The organism is Roseomonas elaeocarpi (assembly GCF_042433915.1).
Classification (GTDB): Bacteria; Pseudomonadota; Alphaproteobacteria; order Acetobacterales; family Acetobacteraceae; genus Roseomonas; species Roseomonas elaeocarpi.
Window position 1 is genome coordinate 316,388 of the sequence record NZ_JBHLUN010000008.1, and the last position, 17,829, is coordinate 334,216.

The window sequence follows — 17,829 nt, forward strand, 5'->3', positions numbered from 1 at the left end:
GTTGGGCGGCGGGGCGGCGGCCTCAACGCCCCTCCGCGCCATCACGCTTCGGCTCGAACAGCCCACGCAGCGCACCGGGCGCCAGCAGCGACAGGGGGTTCACCGTCACGGTCGGGTCGTCCACCGGGCCGTGGAGGCGGAAGGTCGCGGCCAGCAGCCCGCCCCCGGGCTCGGCGGTGAAGAGGCGGCCGATCAGCGGGATGCGGCCGGGCAGGCTGTTCAGCGCGTAGGACGGCACGATGGTGCCCGAGGCCTCGACCTGGCCCGCCGGCCGCTGGAGGCGCCCGGTCAGCGTGGCGCCGAGCGAGGCCGAGGTCAGCCGCGCGTCGCGCAAGCTCAGCGTCGAGGGCGTCAGCGTGAAGGGCAGATGGAGGCGCCGCACGCGCAGGCCGGGGCCGCTCAGCGCTTCCGGGATGCCGTAGATCGAGAGGGCCTGCAGCAGCTTCGCCGCGCCGCCCAGCCCATGCAGGCCGAAGGAGGTGAGCTCGGCCGTGCCGGTCAGCGGCGCGGCGGGCGTGTCGGCGGGCCAGGCGCCGCGCATCTCCAGCCGGCCGCCGTCGATCGTCCCGGTCAGCCCCGCCGCGGCGAGGAGGCCGCCCAGGTCCTCGGCATGGCCCAGCATGTCGCGCCCGCCGCCGGGCCGGGGTGAAACCTCCAGCGACAACACGTTGCGCCCGGCGGAGGCAGCGGACACGCGGGCTTCGCGCACCACGCCGGCCCCGTCCTGCCGCACGCGGGCGCCGACCCCTTCCAGCACCCGGTCGCGCAGCAGCAGGCGGTCCACCTGGGCATCGAGATCGACCTTCGGCAGGTCGTCGCCCGCGGTGCCGTCGCTGGTCTTCGCGTCGGGTTTGTCGCCGGGCTCCACGCCCCGCAGGTCGAGCACGGCGCTGTTGAGCCGCACGCCCCAGACCCCGCCGGGGCTGGGGGGGAAGCGCAGCTCGCCGCTCAGCCGCGACTGGCCGATGCGGGCGTCGCGGAACGCCACGCTCTCGGTGCGCGAGCCCGGGGCGAAGCCGATGCGGGTGTCCACCGCGAGGTCCGGCGCCTCGACGCGCAGGCGGTCGATCTGGCGCAGCTCGTCGCCGTGCAGGCGCAGCGCCAGGTCGAGCGAGGCCGGCGCGCCCGGCGCCTTGCGCCAGTTCAGCGGCGCCAGCGACAGCCGGGCATCGCGCAGGTCGCCGCGCACCGCGACGGTGGTGTCGCCGCCGCGCCGTTGTTCCACCTGGATGTCCATGGCGGCCCCGCCGCCGACGCGCTCGGTGGGGTCGAGCTGCGTGCCGTGGAGGGCGTCGAGGTCGGCCGGCCCCTGGACATGCGCCCGCACCAGCAGCTGCCCGGGTGCGCCGTCGCGGAAGTCCATGCTCGCGTCCATCTTCGCGCCGCGGATCGGGCCGAGGTCGGCGGTGCCGCCGATCGTCATGCCGTTCTGCGTGACGTCGAGCGCGAGGCGGCCGCGGCGCAGCGCCTGGTCCAGCACGAGGTCGCCCAGGCTCGCATCCTCGACCTGGCCGCGGGCATGGACGTCCAGGCGCTCGGCCGGCAGGTCGGCCAGCAGCGGAAAGGCGAGGTCGAGCGAGACCTGGGCCCGGCCTCCGGACTTCGCGGGGTCGACCGGCACGCTGTCGAGGAGGTGCAGCCGGGGATGCGCCACCAGCCGCAGCATATCGCGCAGAGGGCCGTTGAGGCGGCCCGACAGCGCGGTCTTCTCCTGCTCGCCATCGAGGTCGTAGAGGCGCATCCGGAACGCGTCCACCGTGATCGCGGTGCCGCGCTGCCGCGCGCGGTCGGCCTGCACCACGATCTCGGCGGGCGAGGTAAAGTTCACGGTGCCCGACACGTGTTCCAGCGGCGGGATCGGGCGCAGCCAGTGCACCGTGGCGTCGTCGAGGGCCAGGGTGCCGGTCATGCCGTCCAGCCGGAAGTGGCCGCCAGGGGTGGCGCCAGGGGTGGTTCCGGGTCCGCCGGGCGCGTCCGCCGCGGGTGCCGCGGGCGTCGTGCTCGCGGGCGCCGGGGCGGTGGCGGTTGTTCCGGGCAGGCTGCCGCTCAGGTGCCAGCGGCCGTCGCGCGCCGTGCCGGAGGTGATGTTTTCCACGATCCAGGCGCGCCCGCCGGGGGCGACCGAGGTGGGCCAGTAGGCGTGCAGATCCGCCACCGCGACGCGGTCGAGCGCCAGGTCCAGCGCGCCGCTCCAGCCCGCCGCGGCGTCGTGCGCCTCGCCCTGGGCGGTCAGCACCGGCGCGTCCGGCGCGCTGCCGGCGGGTGCCAGGGCGAGCCGGGCAGAGCGGAGCGTGACGGTGCCCGGAACCGCCTCGAGCGAGAGCGCGGCCTCGCGGAAGCCGGCCTGCGAGCCGTCGGGCTGTTGCAGGCTGCCGGGGCCCAGCCGCAGCCGTGCGGTGCCGGTGGGCTTCGCCGGGTCGGGCAGGTCCGGCAGGTCCAGCGCGGCGCGGTTTTCCCCGGCACCCAGCAGCACCGTGCCGGCGCCGGGCAGCGACAGCGCCGCGGCGCCGAGCCGGAAGCGGGCCGAAACCGGCCGCCGCCCCGCCGCGTCGGGCGGCGCCAGGCTGACCACGAGTCGGGCCGCGCCGGTGGCCGGATCCACCGCCGGGGCTGCCGCCGGTGTCGGGGCTGCCGGGACCGGGGCCGCCGCCGGGACCGGGGATGCGGCAGGGCCATTGGACGCGGCGCCGGGCGGGGTGGTTCCGGCGGAACGGCTGCCGGCCGGACGGCGGGCGGCGGGGCGGGTGGGCGATGTGGAAGCGGCGCCGGCCGGCGGCACGGCGGCGGGGCCGGCGGCTTCCGACGGGGCGGCGGTGCCTTCCGCCGGGATCGGCAGGCGGAGCTGCGCGGTGCCGGGCAGGTCCAGCGCGCCGCCGCGCAGCGTCGCCGACACCTCGCCCCAGGGCATGAAGTCGGGACCGAGCCCGTCGAGGCGGGCCATCACCTCCACGGCGTCGTCGCCGCCCCGCAGCGTGGCGGTGCCGCCGCCGGGCAGCAGCACCCTGCCCTCGCCGACCCGCAGCCGGGCCTGTCCGTGCGCGCCGGCCTCGTCGTAGCGCAATGCGGCGTCGAGCGAGAGCGGGGCATCAAGGTCGGCCAGGGGGCGCAGCGAGGGCAGCGCCTCCGCGAGTTCGGCCGGGCGGATGGTCGGCAGGGCGAGGTTGAGCTCCAGCGCCCCCGGCTGCCCGCCGGCGCGACCGGAAAAGCGCAGGCGCCCCGCCGCGGCGCCGATGCGCAGCTGCCCGCCGCCCTCGAAGCTCAGCTCGCCCATACCGGTGCGGTTCAGGCGGAGGTCGCCGTCGGTAAAGGTCGCGACGGTGTGGCCGTGCCGGCTGCGGACCTCCAGGCTGGCGGCATCCACGCGCACACCGCGCAGCACCGAAAGGAGGTCGTCCGGCCCGTGCGGGCGCAGCAGGTCCTCCAGCGGGTCGGACCAGCGGCTGCGGGCGCGCGCCGCGGCTGGTCCCTCGGCCGGCGTTTCCGTGCGGGCGGCGCCCAGTTCCAGCACCAGCGAGGGCGCCAGGAGCGTCACCGTCGCCGGGGTGATCTGGCCGCGCAGCAGCGGCGCCACCGGCAGGCGCGCTTCCGCGGCGGGCAGCTGCAGCCGGGCGGTGCCACTGGCGTCGGGCAGCGTGGCGCCCTGCACGCCGATCACGAGGGGCGCGGCCTCGTCGCCGTCCGGCGGGGCCCAGCTGATCGAGGCCGCCGCCAGCTTGAGGCTGAGACCGCCCTGCCCCGCCACCGCTTCCAGCGCCGAGGCCACGGCGGGCAGCGCGAGCGGTCCCTGCTGCAGCCGCCAGCTCAGCGCCGCCAGCGCCAGGCAGCCCAGGAACAGTGCCGCCAACGTGGCATGGAGAAACGGCGCGAGCCCCCAGAACAGCACGCGCCCGAGCGCGGCCGGGTGGGCCAGCGCGCGCAGGCGCTGGCGCAGGGTGGGGTGGCGGCGTGGTGCGGGACGCGGCCGCGCGGGGTGGGGCGTGGCAGACGCTTCGGCGGCGCGGCGGTCCGGAGCGACGCCGTCCGGGGCGCGGCTGCCGGGCGTGCGGCTGCCGGGGGCGCCACCGGGCGGCGCGAGGACCGCCGGGGCGCCGTCATCCCGGGCAACGCTGTCCGGCACGAAACTGTCCGGCAGGGTGGGGGCGCCGCGCTCAGCCATGCCGGGCGCCGCCGGCCGGGCGGATCGTGCTTGACCGCGTGCCCGGCGCACGGGACGAAGCGGCATGACGACGATGCCCGACATGGGTGCCAGCGCATCCCCGCCCGCCCCGAACGGCTTGGCGCCGGCCGCCGGGAACGGGGCGGCGCCGCCCTGCTTCGACGAGGGCGGCGCGGAACGGCTGCTGGCCGGCTTCGCCGAGCGCGGCGTGGCGGAGCGCGCTTATGCCGAGAGCGAGGCCGGGGGGCGGCTGCTGCGCGTGATCGGCGGCCACAGCCCCTTCCTGTCGGACCTGGCGCTGCGCGAGGCCGAAACCCTGCTGCGCCTGCAGGAACGCGGGCCCGATGCCGCGCTCGCCACGGTGCTGGAGCCGATCAGCCGCGTCGCCCCCGATACGAGCCGGGCGCAGCTCGGCGCCGCGCTGCGCCGGGCCAAGCGTCGCGGCGCGCTGGTGGCGGCGGCGGCCGACCTCGCGGGGCTCTGGGGGCTGGATCAGGTCACCGGGGCGCTGAGCACGCTGGCCGAGGCGGCGCTGGAGGCCGCGGCCGGGCTGCTGCTGCGCGACGCCGCGGCGCGGGGCGAGGTCGCGTCCGGGCGCCAGGGACGGGGCTGCGGCATCACCGTGCTGGCCATGGGCAAGCTCGGCGCGCGGGAGCTCAATTATTCCTCCGACATCGACCTGATGATCCTGTTCGAGCCGGACGCGATGCCCGAGCCCGAGGCGGCGCAGGGTATCGCGGTGCGCTTCGCCCGCGACCTGGTGAAGCTGATGGAGGAGCGCACCGAGGAAGGCTACGTGTTCCGCACCGACCTGCGGCTGCGCCCCGACGGCGCCGCGCAGCCGCTGGCCGTCAGCATCCCCGCCTCCGTCGGCTACTACGGCAGCATGGGCCAGAACTGGGAGCGGGCCGCGATGACCAAGGCCCGCCCGGTGGCGGCCGACAAGCTCCTGGGCGGCAGCTTCCTCGATGAGATCCGTCCCTTCGTTTGGCGTCGTCACCTCGACTTCGCGATGATCGCCGACATCCACGCGATCAAGCGACAGATCCACGCCGTGCATGGCAATCGTGGGGCAGGCACCGAGGTCGCGGTGGCCGGGCACGACGTGAAGCTGGGCCGTGGCGGCATACGCGAGATCGAGTTCACCGCCCAGGTGCTTCAGCTGATCTGGGGCGGACGTGATCCGGCCCTGCGCGACCCGACCACGCTGGGCGCGCTGGCGGGGCTGGCCGGCGCCGGGCGGCTCGACCGGCGCGCGGCGGCGGACCTGGCGGATGCCTACGGCTTCCTGCGCACCGTGGAGCACCGGCTGCAGATGGTGGCCGACCGGCAGACCCACCGGCTGCCGGAGGACGCGGACGGGATGGCGCGCATCGCCTCCTTCTGCGGCTTCGCCTCGGTGGAAGCCTTCGCCGAGCGGCTGACCGGGCACCTGCGCCGGGTGGCGCGCCACTACGCCGGTCTGTTCGAGAGCGCGCCGGCACTGTCGGGCCGCAACGGGGCGGAGGACGAGGATGGCGGCAGCCTGGTCTTCACCGGCACCGAGGACGACCCGGAAACGGTCCGCACCCTGGCGGAGATGGGCTTCCGCAACCCCGCCGCGGTGGCCGCCACGGTGCGCGGCTGGCATCACGGGCATCGCCGCGCCACCCGCTCCGAGCGGGCGCGGGAACTCCTGACCGCGCTCATGCCGTCCCTCCTGCGCGCCTTTGCCCGCCAGGGGGAGCCGGACGCGGCGCTGGCGCGCTTCGACACGCTACTGGAAAAGCTTCCGGCGGGCGTGCAGTTGCTCAGCCTGTTTGAACGCAATCCGCAGCTGCTGGAACGCGTGGCGCGGATCCTGGGCGCGGCGCCCGCGCTGGCCGACCACCTGGCGCGCTACCCCTCGGCGATCGACGGGCTGCTGGCGGGCGGCGCGGGCACGGCGGCGGTGGCGCTGCCGGCGCTGGTGGGTGCCGCGCGGCACCACGAGGAAGCGCTGGACGGGGCGCGGCGGCTGGTGACCGAAGGGCGCTTCGAGATCGACGCCGACGCGCTGGAAGGCTTGCTCGACGTGGATGCGGCGGGGCTCGCGCGCGCCAGCCTCGCGGATGCCGCGATCGGGGCGCTGCTGCCCGAGGTGAGCCGCGACTTCGCCGCGCGCAACGGCAGGCTCGCCGGCGGGGGCATGGTGGTGGTGGCGATGGGCAAGCTGGGCGGCCGGGAAATGCTGCCGGGCTCGGACCTCGACCTCGTGCTGGTCTATGGCGGCGCGGCGGAAGGCGCTGAAAGCAGCGGCGGCGCGCGGTCCCTGCCCGTGCCGACCTACTACGCGCGGCTGGCCTCGCAGTTCGTGGCGGCGCTGACGGCGCCGGGTGCCGAGGGGCGCCTCTACGACGTCGACATGCGGCTGCGCCCGTCGGGCAACGCGGGACCGGTGGCCACCAGCCTCGCCTCCTTCGAGAGCTACCACGCCGAGGGGGCCTGGACCTGGGAACGCATGGCGCTGACGCGGGCGCGGGCCGTGGCGGGACCGGCGGCGCTGCGGCGCAGCGTCGAGGCGGCGGTGCGCGCGGCGATCACCACCCATGCCGGGCCGCAGGCGATCGCGGATGCGCGCGACATGCGGACGCGGATGCTGCGCGACCTGCCGCCCCGCAGCGCCTGGGACGTCAAGCTGATGCCGGGCGGCCTGGTGGAGGTGGAGTTCGTGGCGCAGGCGCTGCAATGCGCCCATGCCGGGTCGCAGCCACGCATCCTGTCCACGGCGACGCACGAGGCCCTGGCGCGGCTGGGCAAGGCCGGGCTGCTGCCAGCGGAGGACGCGGCGCTGCTGATCCGCGCGGACCGCTTCTGGCGCGCCACGCTCTCGGCGCTGCGCCTGACGGTGGGGCAGCCACGGGGTGAGGCCCTGCCCGGTCCTGCGGTGGCGGCGCTGCTGCGCACGGCGGCGCCGCTGTCGGTGGAGCCCGGTGCCACCCTGCCCGACGGGATCGAGGTGCTGCGCGAGGCCATGGCGGAAACCGCCGCGGCGGTGCGGGCGGTGTTCTCGCGCCATCTCGGATCGCCTGACCGGGCGGGCTGAGAAACGGGCCGTCCTGGGAACCGGGTCGGCCCAGGAAGGACTCGCCGGGCGAAGGATGCGCTGGGGAACGGCGCCGTGATGCCGGGCGCCGCCGCCGGGTACGGCCTGGGCCAGGGCAGCGGTGCGGCGGCAACTCCAGGGCGAACCCGCCGCCGCTCACGCCATCGCAGCCAGGATCGCCGGGCCGCGCGGCGGCACCGGCGGCGTGTCGCGAAGGGCGGCCGGGCCGCTACAGCGCTTCGGCGGCGGCGCGCACCAGCGCGGCGTGCTCGGCGGGCTTCACCTTGCGCCAGACCTCGCGCACCACGCCCTCGCCGTCCACCAGGAAGCTCGAACGCTCCATGCCCCAGTACTTGCGGCCGTACATGCTCTTCTCGACCCAGGTGCCGTACTGGTCGGCCAGCTCGTGCTCGGGGTCGGAGGCGAGCGGAAAGGTCAGCCCGTACTTCTCGGCGAACTTGTCGATCGCCTTCAGCGGGTCGGGCGACACGCCGATCACCGTCAGGTTCAGCTTGCCCAGCGCCGGCAGCGCTTCCTGGATGCCGCAGGCCTGGGCGGTGCAGCCCGAGGTGTCGGCCTTGGGATAGAAGTAGAGCAGGTAGGGCTTGCCGCGCAGCGCCGCGCTGGACACGGTGCGGCCGCCGCTCGCCCGCAGCGTGAAGTGCGGCGCCTTCGCACCCGACTCGATCCCCGCCACGTCGCTCATCGTACCTGCCCCTGTTTGCTGGCGGCGCAGTCTCCGCAGGGCCGCGGCCGCGTCAACCGGCCCGGGATCGGCCCGCGTCAGGCGAAGCGGATCACCAGGATCGCGGCCACGATCGCCGCGGCGAGGAGGCCGGCCAGCAGGTTCAGCCGCCGCTCGATGAACAAGCGCGCCGCCGGGCCGTAGCGGCGCAGCAGCCAGGCCAGCAGGAAGAAGCGCGCGCCCCGCGTCATCACCGAGCACAGGATGAACACGGCCAGCGAGAAATGCGCCGCCCCGGCCGCGATGGTCACCAGCTTGTAGGGGATGGGCGTCAGGCCCTTGATCAGGATCACCGCAGCACCCCAGCGCTCGAACCAACCTTGAAAGGTCGCCAGCGCGTCGGGGTGGCCGTAGGCGCGCAGCACCGGCAGGGCCACCGCCTCGAACAGGAAGGCGCCGATGGCGTAGCCCAGCAGCCCGCCCAGCACCGAGGCGATCGTGCACCACAGCGCGTAGCGGAAGGCGCGGTCGGGGCGCGCCAGGCACATCGGGATCAGCAGCGCGTCCGGCGGGATGGGAAAAACGCTGCTTTCCGTGAAGGAGACCACGGCCAGCGCGGTTCCGGCATTGCGGTGGCCGGACAGGCGGATGATCCGGTCGTAAAGGGAGCGCAGCATGGCTTTCGCGCTTCCCATGCCGCGCCGGCGCCGGCAAGGGCCGATCCGCGCCGGGACGCCGTGTCCTGGCGCAACCCTCCTCGGGGGCGGGGGTCCGGCCTGAGCCGGCCCGCTGAGTCATCCGGCGGCAGAGGGTGCCGCCGCCGGAAGCGTCGTCAGGCGGCCTGCACGCGCTCGATGCGGCCCATCAGCAGCAGGTAGACCAGCGCCGCCACGATGCAGTGCGCGGCCACGAAGTACAGGCCGACATTGTAGCCGCCGGTGGCCTCCACGATGTAGCCGAACAGGATCGGCGTCACGATGCCGCCGATATTGCCCACGCAGTTGAAGATGGCGCCGGCCAGGCCCACCGCCTCGCGCGGGGCGGTGTCGCTGACGATGGCCCAGGTGCCGGCGCCGGCGGCGGCGCCCTTGCCAAAGAAGGCCAGCGCCATCAGCGCCACGATCAGCACGTTGCTTTCGGTGAAGGCGCACAGCACCAGGCTGGCGCCGACCAGCATGCCGATGATGTAGGGCGTCTTGCGCGCCCAGGACACGCTCCAGCCGCGGCGGATCAGCATGTCCGACGCCACGCCGCCCGCCATGCCGCCGAGGAAGCCCGCCACGGCCGGCACGAAGGTGGCGAAGCCCGCCTGCATGATGTTCATGCCGCGCGCCTGCACCAGGTAGATCGGGAACCAGGTGATGAAGAAGTAGCTCAGCGCCACGGCGCAGTACTGGCCGAGATAGGCGCACCAGAGCATGCGGTTGCCCAGCAGCTTGCCCACCAGCGCCCAGGAAGCCGGCGCGCGCGCGGCCAGTTCCTGCTTGCTGTCGATGTCCACCAGCGCGCCGCCGGCGGCGATGTGGTCGACCTCGGCCTGCGAGGCCCAGGGGTGGTGGCGCGGCTCGCGCATCAGGGCGACCCAGAGGATGCCGCAAACGATGCCGAAGGCACCCAGCGCGAAGAAGGGCGCGGGCCAGCCGTAGAGCGACACCAGCCAGCCCGCGATGGGCGAGAAGATCGCCACCGCGAAGTAGGAGGCCGAGGCGAAGAGCGAGGTCGCGAGGCCGCGCTCATCCTTGGGGAACCACATCACCGCGACGCGGCCATTGGCCGGGAAGCTCGGCCCCTCAGCCAGGCCCACCGCGAAGCGCAGCGCGAAAAGCAGGCCGATCGCCAGTGACAGGTCGGTGGTGACCTCGCCCACGAAGCCGATCAGGAAGGTCGCCACCGACCACACGATCAACGAGCCGAGATACACCGCCTTGGTGCCGAAGCGGTCGAGCAGGAGGCCGCCCGGAACCTGCCCCACCACGTAGGCCCAGCTGAAGGCCGACAGGATATAGCCGAGCTGGACCGCCGACAGGCCGAACTCCCCCTTGATGCCCGGCGCCGAGATGGAAAGGATCGCCCGGTCCGCGTAGGCCACGGTGGCGAGCAGCAGGATCAGCGCGAGAATGGCGTAGCGGGCGCGGGTCGGCCGCGCCGGCGTGGCCGCGGCGGCGGCCCCCAGCGCGTCGGTTGTCGTGGTCGATTGCACGAGCATCGTTGTTTTCTCCGGGACGTTTTATTCGGGCGTTTTATTGGGACGTTTGCTGCCGGTCAGACCGGACTGACAGGCGGCCGGCCCGCGAGCACGGCCGCGATGTTGTCGAGGGCGTCGAAGCCCATGCGGTTGCGCGTGGCCGCCGTGGCGCTGCCCATGTGCGGCGTCAGGAACACGTTGGGCAGTTCCAGGAAGCGCGTGTCGAAGTCCGGCTCGCGCCGGAACACGTCGAGGCCCGCGCCGAAGAGGTGGCCCGACTGCAGCGCCTCGATCAGCGCGTCCTCGTCCACCAGCGAGCCGCGCGCGGCATTCACGAACACCGCGCCGCGCGGCAGCAGCGCGAAGGCCTCAGCCGTCATGACCGTGCCGTTGCCGCCGGGCAGGTTCAGCGTCAGCACGTCGGACTGCGGCAGCAGTTCCTCCAGCGTGGCGCAGTAGGTGGCACCGCCTTCCTGCTCCGGGGTGAGGCGGGAGCGATTGTGGTAGAGGATCTGCATCCCGAAGGCGCGGGCGCGCGCGGCCACCGCCCGGCCGATGCGCCCCATGCCGACGATGCCCAACCGGCTGCCGCCCAGCTTCATGCCCAGCATGTCCGGCAGGCCGAAGGAGCGCCGCCAGCCCGAGCGCATGATCGCACTGTATTCCGCGGCGCGGCGGCAGGCGGCCAGGATCAGCAGCATGGTGAGGTCGGCCGTGCAGTCCGTCAGCCCGTCCGGCGCGTTGGTCACCACGATGCCGCGGGCGCGCGCGGCCTCGACGTCCATGTGCTCGTAGCCGGCGCTGGGATTGGCGATGATGCGCACGGAATCCGGCAGGCGGGCGATGTGGTCCGCGGTGTAGGCGGCCTTCTTGCCGGTCAGGATGCCCTGGATGTCGAGCTCGCGGCAGGCGCTCACGACCTCCTCGGCGGTCATGTCGTGGTCGGCGACCGTGGCGTCGAATTCCGCCTGCGCACGGTCGATCGTGGCGTCCGGCATCCGTCGCGCGACGAGCACGCGCGGCCTGCTGGCTAGATTGCTCATCCCCTCCATCCCGATCTTCTTATCGGGCGAGCAATCCTGCCGTGGTGACACGGCGTCAACGTTGATTGATGCTGTCAACATGGCGCGCTGGATGACACGGCCGGAAGCGATCGAGGCCCTGGGGGTGCGGCCGCAGACCCTTTACGCCTATGTCAGCCGCGGCCGGGTGGAGGTGCGGGAGGACCCCGCCGATCCCCGGCGCAGCCTGTACCGCGCGCAGGACATCGCCGCGCTGCTGCGGCGGCGCGAGCTCGGCCGTGCGCGCGACAGCATCGCCTCGAGCACCATGTCCTGGGGCGAGCCGATCATCGCCACCGAGATCTCCACGATCGTGCGGGGGCGGCTTTGGTACCGGGGGCAGGACGCGCTGGTGCTGGCGGAAACCGCCACGCTGGAGGAGGCGGCGCAGCTCCTCTGGGCCTCGCGCGGGTTGCCGGTGTTTTCCCCTTGCGCGCCGCCCGGGCACCGGCTCGCGCGTGCGGCGGCCTATAGCAGCCTGGGCATCGCCGCGGCCGAGGGCTCACCCGCCTACGCGCTGTCGCCCGCCGCGCGGCACGAGGAAGCGGCGCGGCTCGTCGGAAGGCTGGCCGGCGCCTTCGTGGCGATCGCGCCGGCCGAAGGGGACGCGGCGCAGGTGCCGCTGCACCGGCGCGTGGCGCGCGCCTGGGGCTGCGAGGCGCAGGCCGAGCTGCTGCGCCGCGCGCTGGTGATCCTGGCGGATCAGGAGCTGACGACCTCGGCCTTCGCGGCACGGGTCACCGCCTCCACCGGCGCCTCGCTGGGGGCCTGCGCGCTGGCGGGTCTGGCGGCACTGTCGGGCCCGCTGCACGGCGACGCGACGCTGCAGGTGCAGGCCCTGCTGGACGAGGTGGGCCGTTCGGGCGCCGAGCCGGCGGTGCGCCGCTGGCTGGCGTCAGGCGTTCCCCTGCCCGGCTTCGGCCACCCGCTCTACCCGGAAGGCGACCCGCGGGCGGTGGCGCTGCTCGCGACCTTCGAGCCTTCGGCCGGGGCGCGCGGGCTGATGGAATGCGTCCACCGGATCACCGGGCTCGCGCCCACGATCGACGTGGCGCTGGCGGCGCTGGTGGAACACCTGCGCCTGCCGGAGGGCGCGGCCTTCGCGCTGTTCGCGATCGGGCGCTGCGTCGGCTGGATGGCGCACTCGATCGAGCAGATCACCGGCGGCACCCTGCTGCGGCCGCGCGCCCGCTACGTCGGCGCGCGCATCGCCGGTGAGGCGGACGAGGACGCGTGAGGCGCCGCATCGGACCCGGCGCGGCCGGGCGGAACGGCGGCGGTGCCGGCGCGCGATCCCGCCGCCGGGCGCCCGCTCAGAAGGCGTAGCGCACGCGGCAATAGGGCATCCGCTCCGCCAGGATCGCGCGGAAGCGGGCCAGCAGCTTGCCCTTGGGCCCGGCGCGGTAGCGGAGGTTGGTGGCGCCGTTCTGGCTGATCTTCTCCTCCTGCCAGCGCGGGGTCCAAAGGAGGTCCTCGGCGCGCGGGTGCCAGCGCAGGTTGGTTTCGTGCAGCTCGGCATTGTGGGTCAGCATGATGACCTCGCAGGCCAGTTGCTGCTTGGCAGTGTCGGGCAACGCCGCGTCCACCTGGGCGAAGAGCTCCCGCCACGCGGCCTCCCAGCCCTCGTGGATCACCACCGGCGAGAAGTTCAGGTGCAGCTCGTAGCCGGCGCGGTGCAGCTCGCCCGCGAAGCGGATGCGGTCCTCGATCGGTGAGGTGCGGACGTCCAGCAGTCGCGCCGGTGCCTCGGGCATCAGCGACACGCGGATGCGGGTGCGGCCCCGCGGGTCGTAGCCGAGCAGGTCGGGGTTCACGAACTTCGTGGCGAAGGAACCCTTGGCGTTGGGCAGCGCGCGGAAGGTGGCCACGAGGTCGCGCAGGTTGTCGCAGAGCGCGGCGTCCACCGACAGGTCGCCGTTCTCGCCCAGGTCGTAGACCCAGGCCTCCGGGTCCACCTGGTTGGGCTCGGCCTTTCGGCCCTGGCGGGCAGCGTGGCGGGCGATGAAGCCCGCGATCTCCTCGATGTTGACGAACAGGCTGATCGGGTTGCTGTGCCCCTTGCGGCGCGCGACGTAGCAGTAGGCGCAGGCCATGGCGCAGCCGTTCGAGGTGGAAGGCGCAATGAAGTCGGCCGAGCGCCCGTTGGGGCGGCAGGTGAGCGACTTCTTCACCCCCAGCACCAGCGCGCCGCGCTTCGCGTCCAGCCAGTCCTCCTCCGCCCCTTCCCGCAGCTCGGGGATCTTCCAGTGCGAGGCGACGGGGATGCGCTCGGCCTCGGGGAAGCGGGCCAGGATCTCGCGGCCGCGGGCGAAGCCTTCCACGGCGGGTTCGAGATAGATGCGCCGGACGTCGAGGAGGTGACGGGGAAGGTCCATGCGGCTCCGGAAGCTGGCGCCGCAGCGGGCGCGAACGCCACCAGAGGTTGGCGCGGTGCCGCGGGGAACAAGGGCCGGCGTCCGAGCGCTCCACCCCGTCGGCTGCTGGAGGAGCGTGGTGCGGAGACCGGGCCGGAACGGTCCGATAACGGGGTCGTCGCGCCTGAGCGGGTGGCCCGGGTGGAACACCAGCGCGGCCCGGCTTCGGCGGGACGCCGGAACGGTGCGGGCCGGGGCGGCGGAACGCACGCCCCGGCCGCGCGGCTCAGCGCAGGACGATCTCCACCCGGCGGTTCTGCGGCTCCCGCACACCGTCGGCGGTGGGCACCAGCGGCCGGCTCTCGCCATAGGCCTGCACCACGATCTCGGAGCGGCTGATGCCGGCCCGCACCAGCTCGCCCGCCACCACCTCGGCCCGGCGGCGCGAAAGCTGCTGGTTGTAGGTCTCGGTGCCGGAGCGGTCGGCGTGGCCGCTCACCTCCAGGCGCGAGGTGCCGCCGTTGCGGCTGTTGCGCGCGGCGTCCTCGATCACCTGATGCGCCACCTGGGTCAGCTCGGTGCTGTTCCAGTTGAAGAAGACGAGGTAGGTGCGCGCCGTCGCGGGCATGGCGCCAGCGGCCGGCGGCGGCGGCGGGGCGGCCACCGCCGGCGCGGGCTGGTTGAAGCCGTAGCGCAGGCCGACCAGGATCGAGTGGTTGAAGTTCTCGTAGCCGATATCGGCGCTGCGCAGCGTTGCGGTGCGGCCGGCGGCGCTGCCGGTCACCACCGTGCGGGCATGCGCCGCCGTGGTGCCGAAGAAGCGGTATTCCGCGGTCAGGCTCAGCCCCGGAACCCAGCCGATCGGGAAGGCGAGGCCGGCGATGCCCTGAAAGGCGAAGCGTCCCTCGGTGCCGTTCTGCCGGACGTCCAGGCTCGCCGCGTCATTGGCCAGGGACGGGTTGATGTTCAGCCGGTCCAGCACGCTGGCCACGTCCACGCTCGCCGGCGAGCGGACCTGCACCCCGCCGAAAACATCGTTCGCCTTGACCCAGGCGTAGCCGATGCCCGCGCCGACGTAGGGCATCACCGTGCGCGACGAGATGCCCACCGAGGTCAGGTCGAAATCGTAGTAGGTGTTGGCCATCACGCCGTAGGACTCGCGGTGGCCGCCATGCTGCGGCAGGCGGTAGCCGATGATGGTGGTGCCGTCGCTGTTGTTGCGACGGTAGTTGCCCTCGATCTCGAAGCGCAAACCGTTGCCCAGGCCGTAGCCGATGCTGCCGACGCCGGTCCAGCCCCAGTCCCACTGCTGCCGGATCTCGCGCGACAGGCCGGCCTCGCGCAGCAGGTTGCCGTTCGCGCCGCCGAGGTTGGCGCTGCTGTCCATCACGCTGTTCGCACCCGCGCCCGCCCCGACATAGAAGCCGGATATCTGCTGTGCCTGCGCCAAGGCAGGAACGGTCAGGGCAGGCAGGGAAAGCGTCAGTATCGTCGCGGCGAAACGTAGGGAGTGCATGTATCGGTCCAGTTTGCGAGGACGCCGGCTCTCGGCACCGCAACACGATGACACGCAGGCGCGCCCGGTCACCCGGCCGGCGGCGAGTTCCGGACCACTTCGAGAAAGGTTTGCGAAAGGCGCGGCATATTTGGCACGCTCCCCGCGCCAGAACGTCACGGGGTGAGAGCAGGCCCTTCGCCGTGACGCCGCCCGACGGCCGAGGCCTGCCGGAAGCAGCCGCCGGCGCGGCGTGCCGGCGGATCACCGCGCCGGGGCGGTGTCCGTTCCGGCAGAGCCGCCACGACCGGCTCTGGCCGTTGTTCTCAGATCGGCAGCGTCACCGTGGCGCGCAGCCCGCCCTCGGGGCGGTTGCCCAGCACCACGTCGCCGCCATGGGCGCGCAGGATGTTGCGCGCGATCGGCAGGCCCAGGCCCGTGCCGCCGGTTTCCCGGTTGCGGCTGGTTTCCAGGCGCCGGAAGGGCTGGAACACCGCTTCCTGGGATTCCTCGGGGATGCCCGGTCCCTCATCCTCCACCACGAGGCGGATCACCGGGTTGGGCCCGGCGCGCGGCGCTTCCAGGCGGAGCTGCGCGCCGTTGCCGTATTTCAGCGCGTTGCCCACGAGGTTGGCGATCGCGCGCTTGAGCGCGATCGGGCGGCCATGCACGGTCAGCCGCTCCGGCCCCTCGTAGCGGATGCTGTCGGTGTTCTCGGGGTGCGCGTCGACGACCTCGTCCAGCACGGTGCGGCACAGGGCGGCGAGGTCGAGCGGCACGGACGGCTCGTCCGCCGCGTCGTCGCGCGCGAAGACCAGGGTGGCGTTGACCATGGCCTCCATCTCGTCGAGGTCGTTGAGCATCCGCCGGCGCTGCTCGTCGTCGTCAAGGAACTCGGCGCGCAGCCGCAGGCGGGTGATGGGCGTGCGCAGGTCGTGGCCGATGGCCGCCAGCAACTGGGTGCGGTCGCCCACGAAGCGGCGGATGCGCTCGGCCATGGTGTTGAAGGCGTGCGCCGCGGTGGCGACCTCGGTGGGGCCGTCTTCGGACATGGGCGGGGCGTTGACGTCGCGGCCCAGCGCCTCGGCCGCGCGGGCGAGGTCGCGCACCGGGCGGATCATGCGCCGCGTGGTGCCCAGGATCAGGAAGGCGGCGGCCACCGTCATCACCACGAAGGCCACCAGGAAGGTGGGCGAGTGCCAGGGCCGGGGCGGCGGCACGCGCAGGCGCAGGTTCAGCCAGTCGTCGCCGTCGGGCAGGCGCAGCGACAGCAGCAGCGAGCCGCCCTTGCCGGTGCCGGCCAGCACCTCGCTGGGCCGGAGGCGCGGGGGCGTGACCAGCAGCGCCTCGGGGCGCAAGAGCTGCAGCAGCGGCAGCGGCGGCGGCGCGATGCTGTTGCGCGCCGAGGGCAGGTTTTCCAGCCGGGCGTCGAGGCCGTCGGGCAGGTCCATCTCGCTCAGGATGAAGTCGCGCCGGTCGGGCGTGGCGATCACCAGCGCGCGCCACAGCCCGATGGCGCGCGACGAGATCTCGCGCGCCTCGGCCAGGCGCTGGAGGTCCACGCGGTCCAGCGCGTGGATGGTGAGCCCGGCGGCCTGCACCAGCATCAGCGCCAGCAAGAGGAAGATCGCGGTCCTGGCCGCCAGCGAGCGCGGCAGGAAGCAGCTCCAGGAGCGGCGGGCACGCGGCGGCGCCTCGTGCCGCCGGGTTCCGCCCAGCGGCGGCATCCTCAGGAAGCGTCGCGGACCGGGTCGCGGGCCCTCCGGCGCGTCGAGGGGACGCGTCGGCCCCGGCAGCAGCGGCGCGGCGCCGCCGAGGCCGGGTGCCGGGGTTCCGGAAGGCTGGCCGCTCACGCGGCGCGCTCGACGCTCGCCGCCAGCACGTAGCCGCCGCCGCGCACCGTCTTGATCAGGTTGGGGTTGCGCCCGTCATCCTCGAGCTTGCGGCGCAGGCGCGACACGGCCACGTCGATGGCGCGGTCGAAGGGCCCGGCCTGGCGCCCGCGCAGCAGGTCCATCAGCATGTCGCGCGTCAGCACGCGGTTGGGGCGTTCCACCAGCACCGTCAGCAGCTCGTACTCGCCGCCGGTCAGCGGCACCTCGGCGCCGTCGGGGTTGAGCAGGCGGCGGCGGGCGGGCTCCAGCGTCCAGCCGGAAAAGCGCACGGCCTTGGCCGGCGGGTCCTTGGGCGCGGCGCCTTCGCCGGACGCGCGGCGCAGCACGGCGCGGATGCGGGCCAGCAGCTCGCGCGGGTTGAAGGGCTTGGCCACGTAGTCGTCGGCGCCGAGCTCCAGCCCCACGATGCGGTCGGTTTCCTCGCCCATGGCGGTGAGCATCACGATCGGCACGTCGGACTGCCCGCGCAGCCAGCGCGCGAAGTCGAGGCCGGACTCGCCCGGCAGCATCAGGTCCAGGATCACCAGATGATACCGGCCGAGCGGCCAGACGCGCCGCGCCTCGCGCGCCTCGCGGGCGGCGGTGACGCGCAGTCCCTGCTTTTCCAGGAAGCGCGACAGCAGGTCTCGGATCTCGCGATCGTCGTCGACGATCAGGATGTGGGGGGCGGGCTCCATGCGCTGTTACATAGCGCGCGCCGCGACGTTTTGCGCGGGTATCGGGTGTCGCCGTGTAACAATGCGCTCATCCGTTGCCAGCCGTTTCACTTTCGCATGCGTGCGGGGATGCCAGCGGCCGCGGAAAGGCACATGTTATGGGCACGCCGATGCCCATTCCCCCTCCTCACGGGGCATCGGTGGTAGCAGGCGGCGGGTTTACCGCACTACCCCCCTCAGGTTGCCCGCCGCCTCTTCTCCCCCACCATGATGCGACC

The 17,829-nt window shown here is 74.1% G+C and carries 11 protein-coding genes; 2 read left to right on the top strand and 9 right to left on the bottom strand.

Translation table 11 applies throughout. From position 1 onward, the window contains the following. Positions 1-22 precede the first annotated feature (22 nt). Positions 23-4,156 carry an AsmA-like C-terminal region-containing protein gene (locus ACFFGY_RS12915; RefSeq protein ID WP_377044902.1) on the bottom strand — a complete coding sequence of 1,378 codons (4,134 nt, stop codon included), beginning with the start codon at positions 4,154-4,156 and terminating at the stop codon, positions 23-25. A gap of 64 nt (positions 4,157-4,220) precedes the next feature. Here ACFFGY_RS12915 and ACFFGY_RS12920 point away from each other — a divergent pair, with 64 nt between their 5' ends. Next, positions 4,221-7,220 carry a bifunctional [glutamine synthetase] adenylyltransferase/[glutamine synthetase]-adenylyl-L-tyrosine phosphorylase gene (locus tag ACFFGY_RS12920; RefSeq protein ID WP_377044903.1) on the top strand — a complete coding sequence of 1,000 codons (3,000 nt, stop codon included), beginning with the start codon at positions 4,221-4,223 and terminating at the stop codon, positions 7,218-7,220. Positions 7,221-7,449: 229 nt separating this feature from the next. Here ACFFGY_RS12920 and bcp read toward each other — a convergent pair whose 3' ends face one another. The 4 genes from bcp to ACFFGY_RS12940 form a co-directional block, all read right to left on the bottom strand. Further along, on the bottom strand, positions 7,450-7,926 hold the full coding sequence (bcp, locus tag ACFFGY_RS12925) for a thioredoxin-dependent thiol peroxidase (protein ID WP_377044904.1): 477 nt from the start codon (positions 7,924-7,926) through the stop codon (positions 7,450-7,452). A 77-nt stretch (positions 7,927-8,003) separates the two neighbouring features. Then, positions 8,004-8,582, bottom strand: a complete 579-nt coding sequence (locus tag ACFFGY_RS12930) for a YqaA family protein (protein ID WP_377044905.1) — start codon at positions 8,580-8,582, stop codon at positions 8,004-8,006. A gap of 155 nt (positions 8,583-8,737) precedes the next feature. Continuing rightward, a complete protein-coding gene (locus tag ACFFGY_RS12935; protein WP_377044906.1) occupies positions 8,738-10,111 on the bottom strand; it encodes an MFS transporter in 1,374 nt (457 codons plus the stop codon). A 56-nt stretch (positions 10,112-10,167) separates the two neighbouring features. Further along, positions 10,168-11,133 carry a 2-hydroxyacid dehydrogenase gene (locus ACFFGY_RS12940; RefSeq protein ID WP_377044907.1) on the bottom strand — a complete coding sequence of 322 codons (966 nt, stop codon included), beginning with the start codon at positions 11,131-11,133 and terminating at the stop codon, positions 10,168-10,170. Between the two features lie 79 nt (positions 11,134-11,212). On the opposite strand from ACFFGY_RS12940, the gene ACFFGY_RS12945 reads away from it, so the two are divergent. After that, positions 11,213-12,388, top strand: coding sequence for a citrate/2-methylcitrate synthase (locus ACFFGY_RS12945; RefSeq protein ID WP_377044908.1), 1,176 nt, complete (start codon positions 11,213-11,215; stop codon positions 12,386-12,388). 76 nt (positions 12,389-12,464) lie between these two features. Here the strand turns inward: ACFFGY_RS12945 and ACFFGY_RS12950 are convergent, their stop codons facing one another. The 4 genes from ACFFGY_RS12950 to ACFFGY_RS12965 form a co-directional block, all read right to left on the bottom strand. Further along, positions 12,465-13,526 (bottom strand): spore photoproduct lyase family protein, encoded by a 1,062-nt coding sequence (locus ACFFGY_RS12950; RefSeq protein ID WP_377044909.1) that lies wholly within the window; start codon positions 13,524-13,526, stop codon positions 12,465-12,467. A 265-nt stretch (positions 13,527-13,791) separates the two neighbouring features. Further along, on the bottom strand, positions 13,792-15,021 hold the full coding sequence (locus ACFFGY_RS12955; protein ID WP_377044910.1) for an OmpA family protein: 1,230 nt from the start codon (positions 15,019-15,021) through the stop codon (positions 13,792-13,794). A 305-nt stretch (positions 15,022-15,326) separates the two neighbouring features. Continuing rightward, entirely contained in the window at positions 15,327-16,853 is a 1,527-nt protein-coding gene (locus tag ACFFGY_RS12960) for an ATP-binding protein (protein ID WP_377044911.1), read from the bottom strand. Continuing rightward, positions 16,850-17,572, bottom strand: a complete 723-nt coding sequence (locus ACFFGY_RS12965) for a response regulator (RefSeq protein WP_377044912.1) — start codon at positions 17,570-17,572, stop codon at positions 16,850-16,852. Before ACFFGY_RS12965 ends, ACFFGY_RS12960 begins: the two co-directional genes overlap by 4 nt. Between the last annotated feature and the right edge of the window lie 257 nt (positions 17,573-17,829).

Coding starts and splice junctions, on each gene's coding strand:
- ACFFGY_RS12915 (WP_377044902.1), bottom strand. CDS start 4,156: ATGGCTGAGCGCGGCGCCCCCACCCTGCCGGACAGTTTCGTGCCGGAC.
- ACFFGY_RS12920 (WP_377044903.1), top strand. CDS start 4,221: ATGACGACGATGCCCGACATGGGTGCCAGCGCATCCCCGCCCGCCCCG.
- bcp (WP_377044904.1), bottom strand. CDS start 7,926: ATGAGCGACGTGGCGGGGATCGAGTCGGGTGCGAAGGCGCCGCACTTC.
- ACFFGY_RS12930 (WP_377044905.1), bottom strand. CDS start 8,582: ATGCTGCGCTCCCTTTACGACCGGATCATCCGCCTGTCCGGCCACCGC.
- ACFFGY_RS12935 (WP_377044906.1), bottom strand. CDS start 10,111: ATGCTCGTGCAATCGACCACGACAACCGACGCGCTGGGGGCCGCCGCC.
- ACFFGY_RS12940 (WP_377044907.1), bottom strand. CDS start 11,133: ATGAGCAATCTAGCCAGCAGGCCGCGCGTGCTCGTCGCGCGACGGATG.
- ACFFGY_RS12945 (WP_377044908.1), top strand. CDS start 11,213: ATGGCGCGCTGGATGACACGGCCGGAAGCGATCGAGGCCCTGGGGGTG.
- ACFFGY_RS12950 (WP_377044909.1), bottom strand. CDS start 13,526: ATGGACCTTCCCCGTCACCTCCTCGACGTCCGGCGCATCTATCTCGAA.
- ACFFGY_RS12955 (WP_377044910.1), bottom strand. CDS start 15,021: ATGCACTCCCTACGTTTCGCCGCGACGATACTGACGCTTTCCCTGCCT.
- ACFFGY_RS12965 (WP_377044912.1), bottom strand. CDS start 17,572: ATGGAGCCCGCCCCCCACATCCTGATCGTCGACGACGATCGCGAGATC.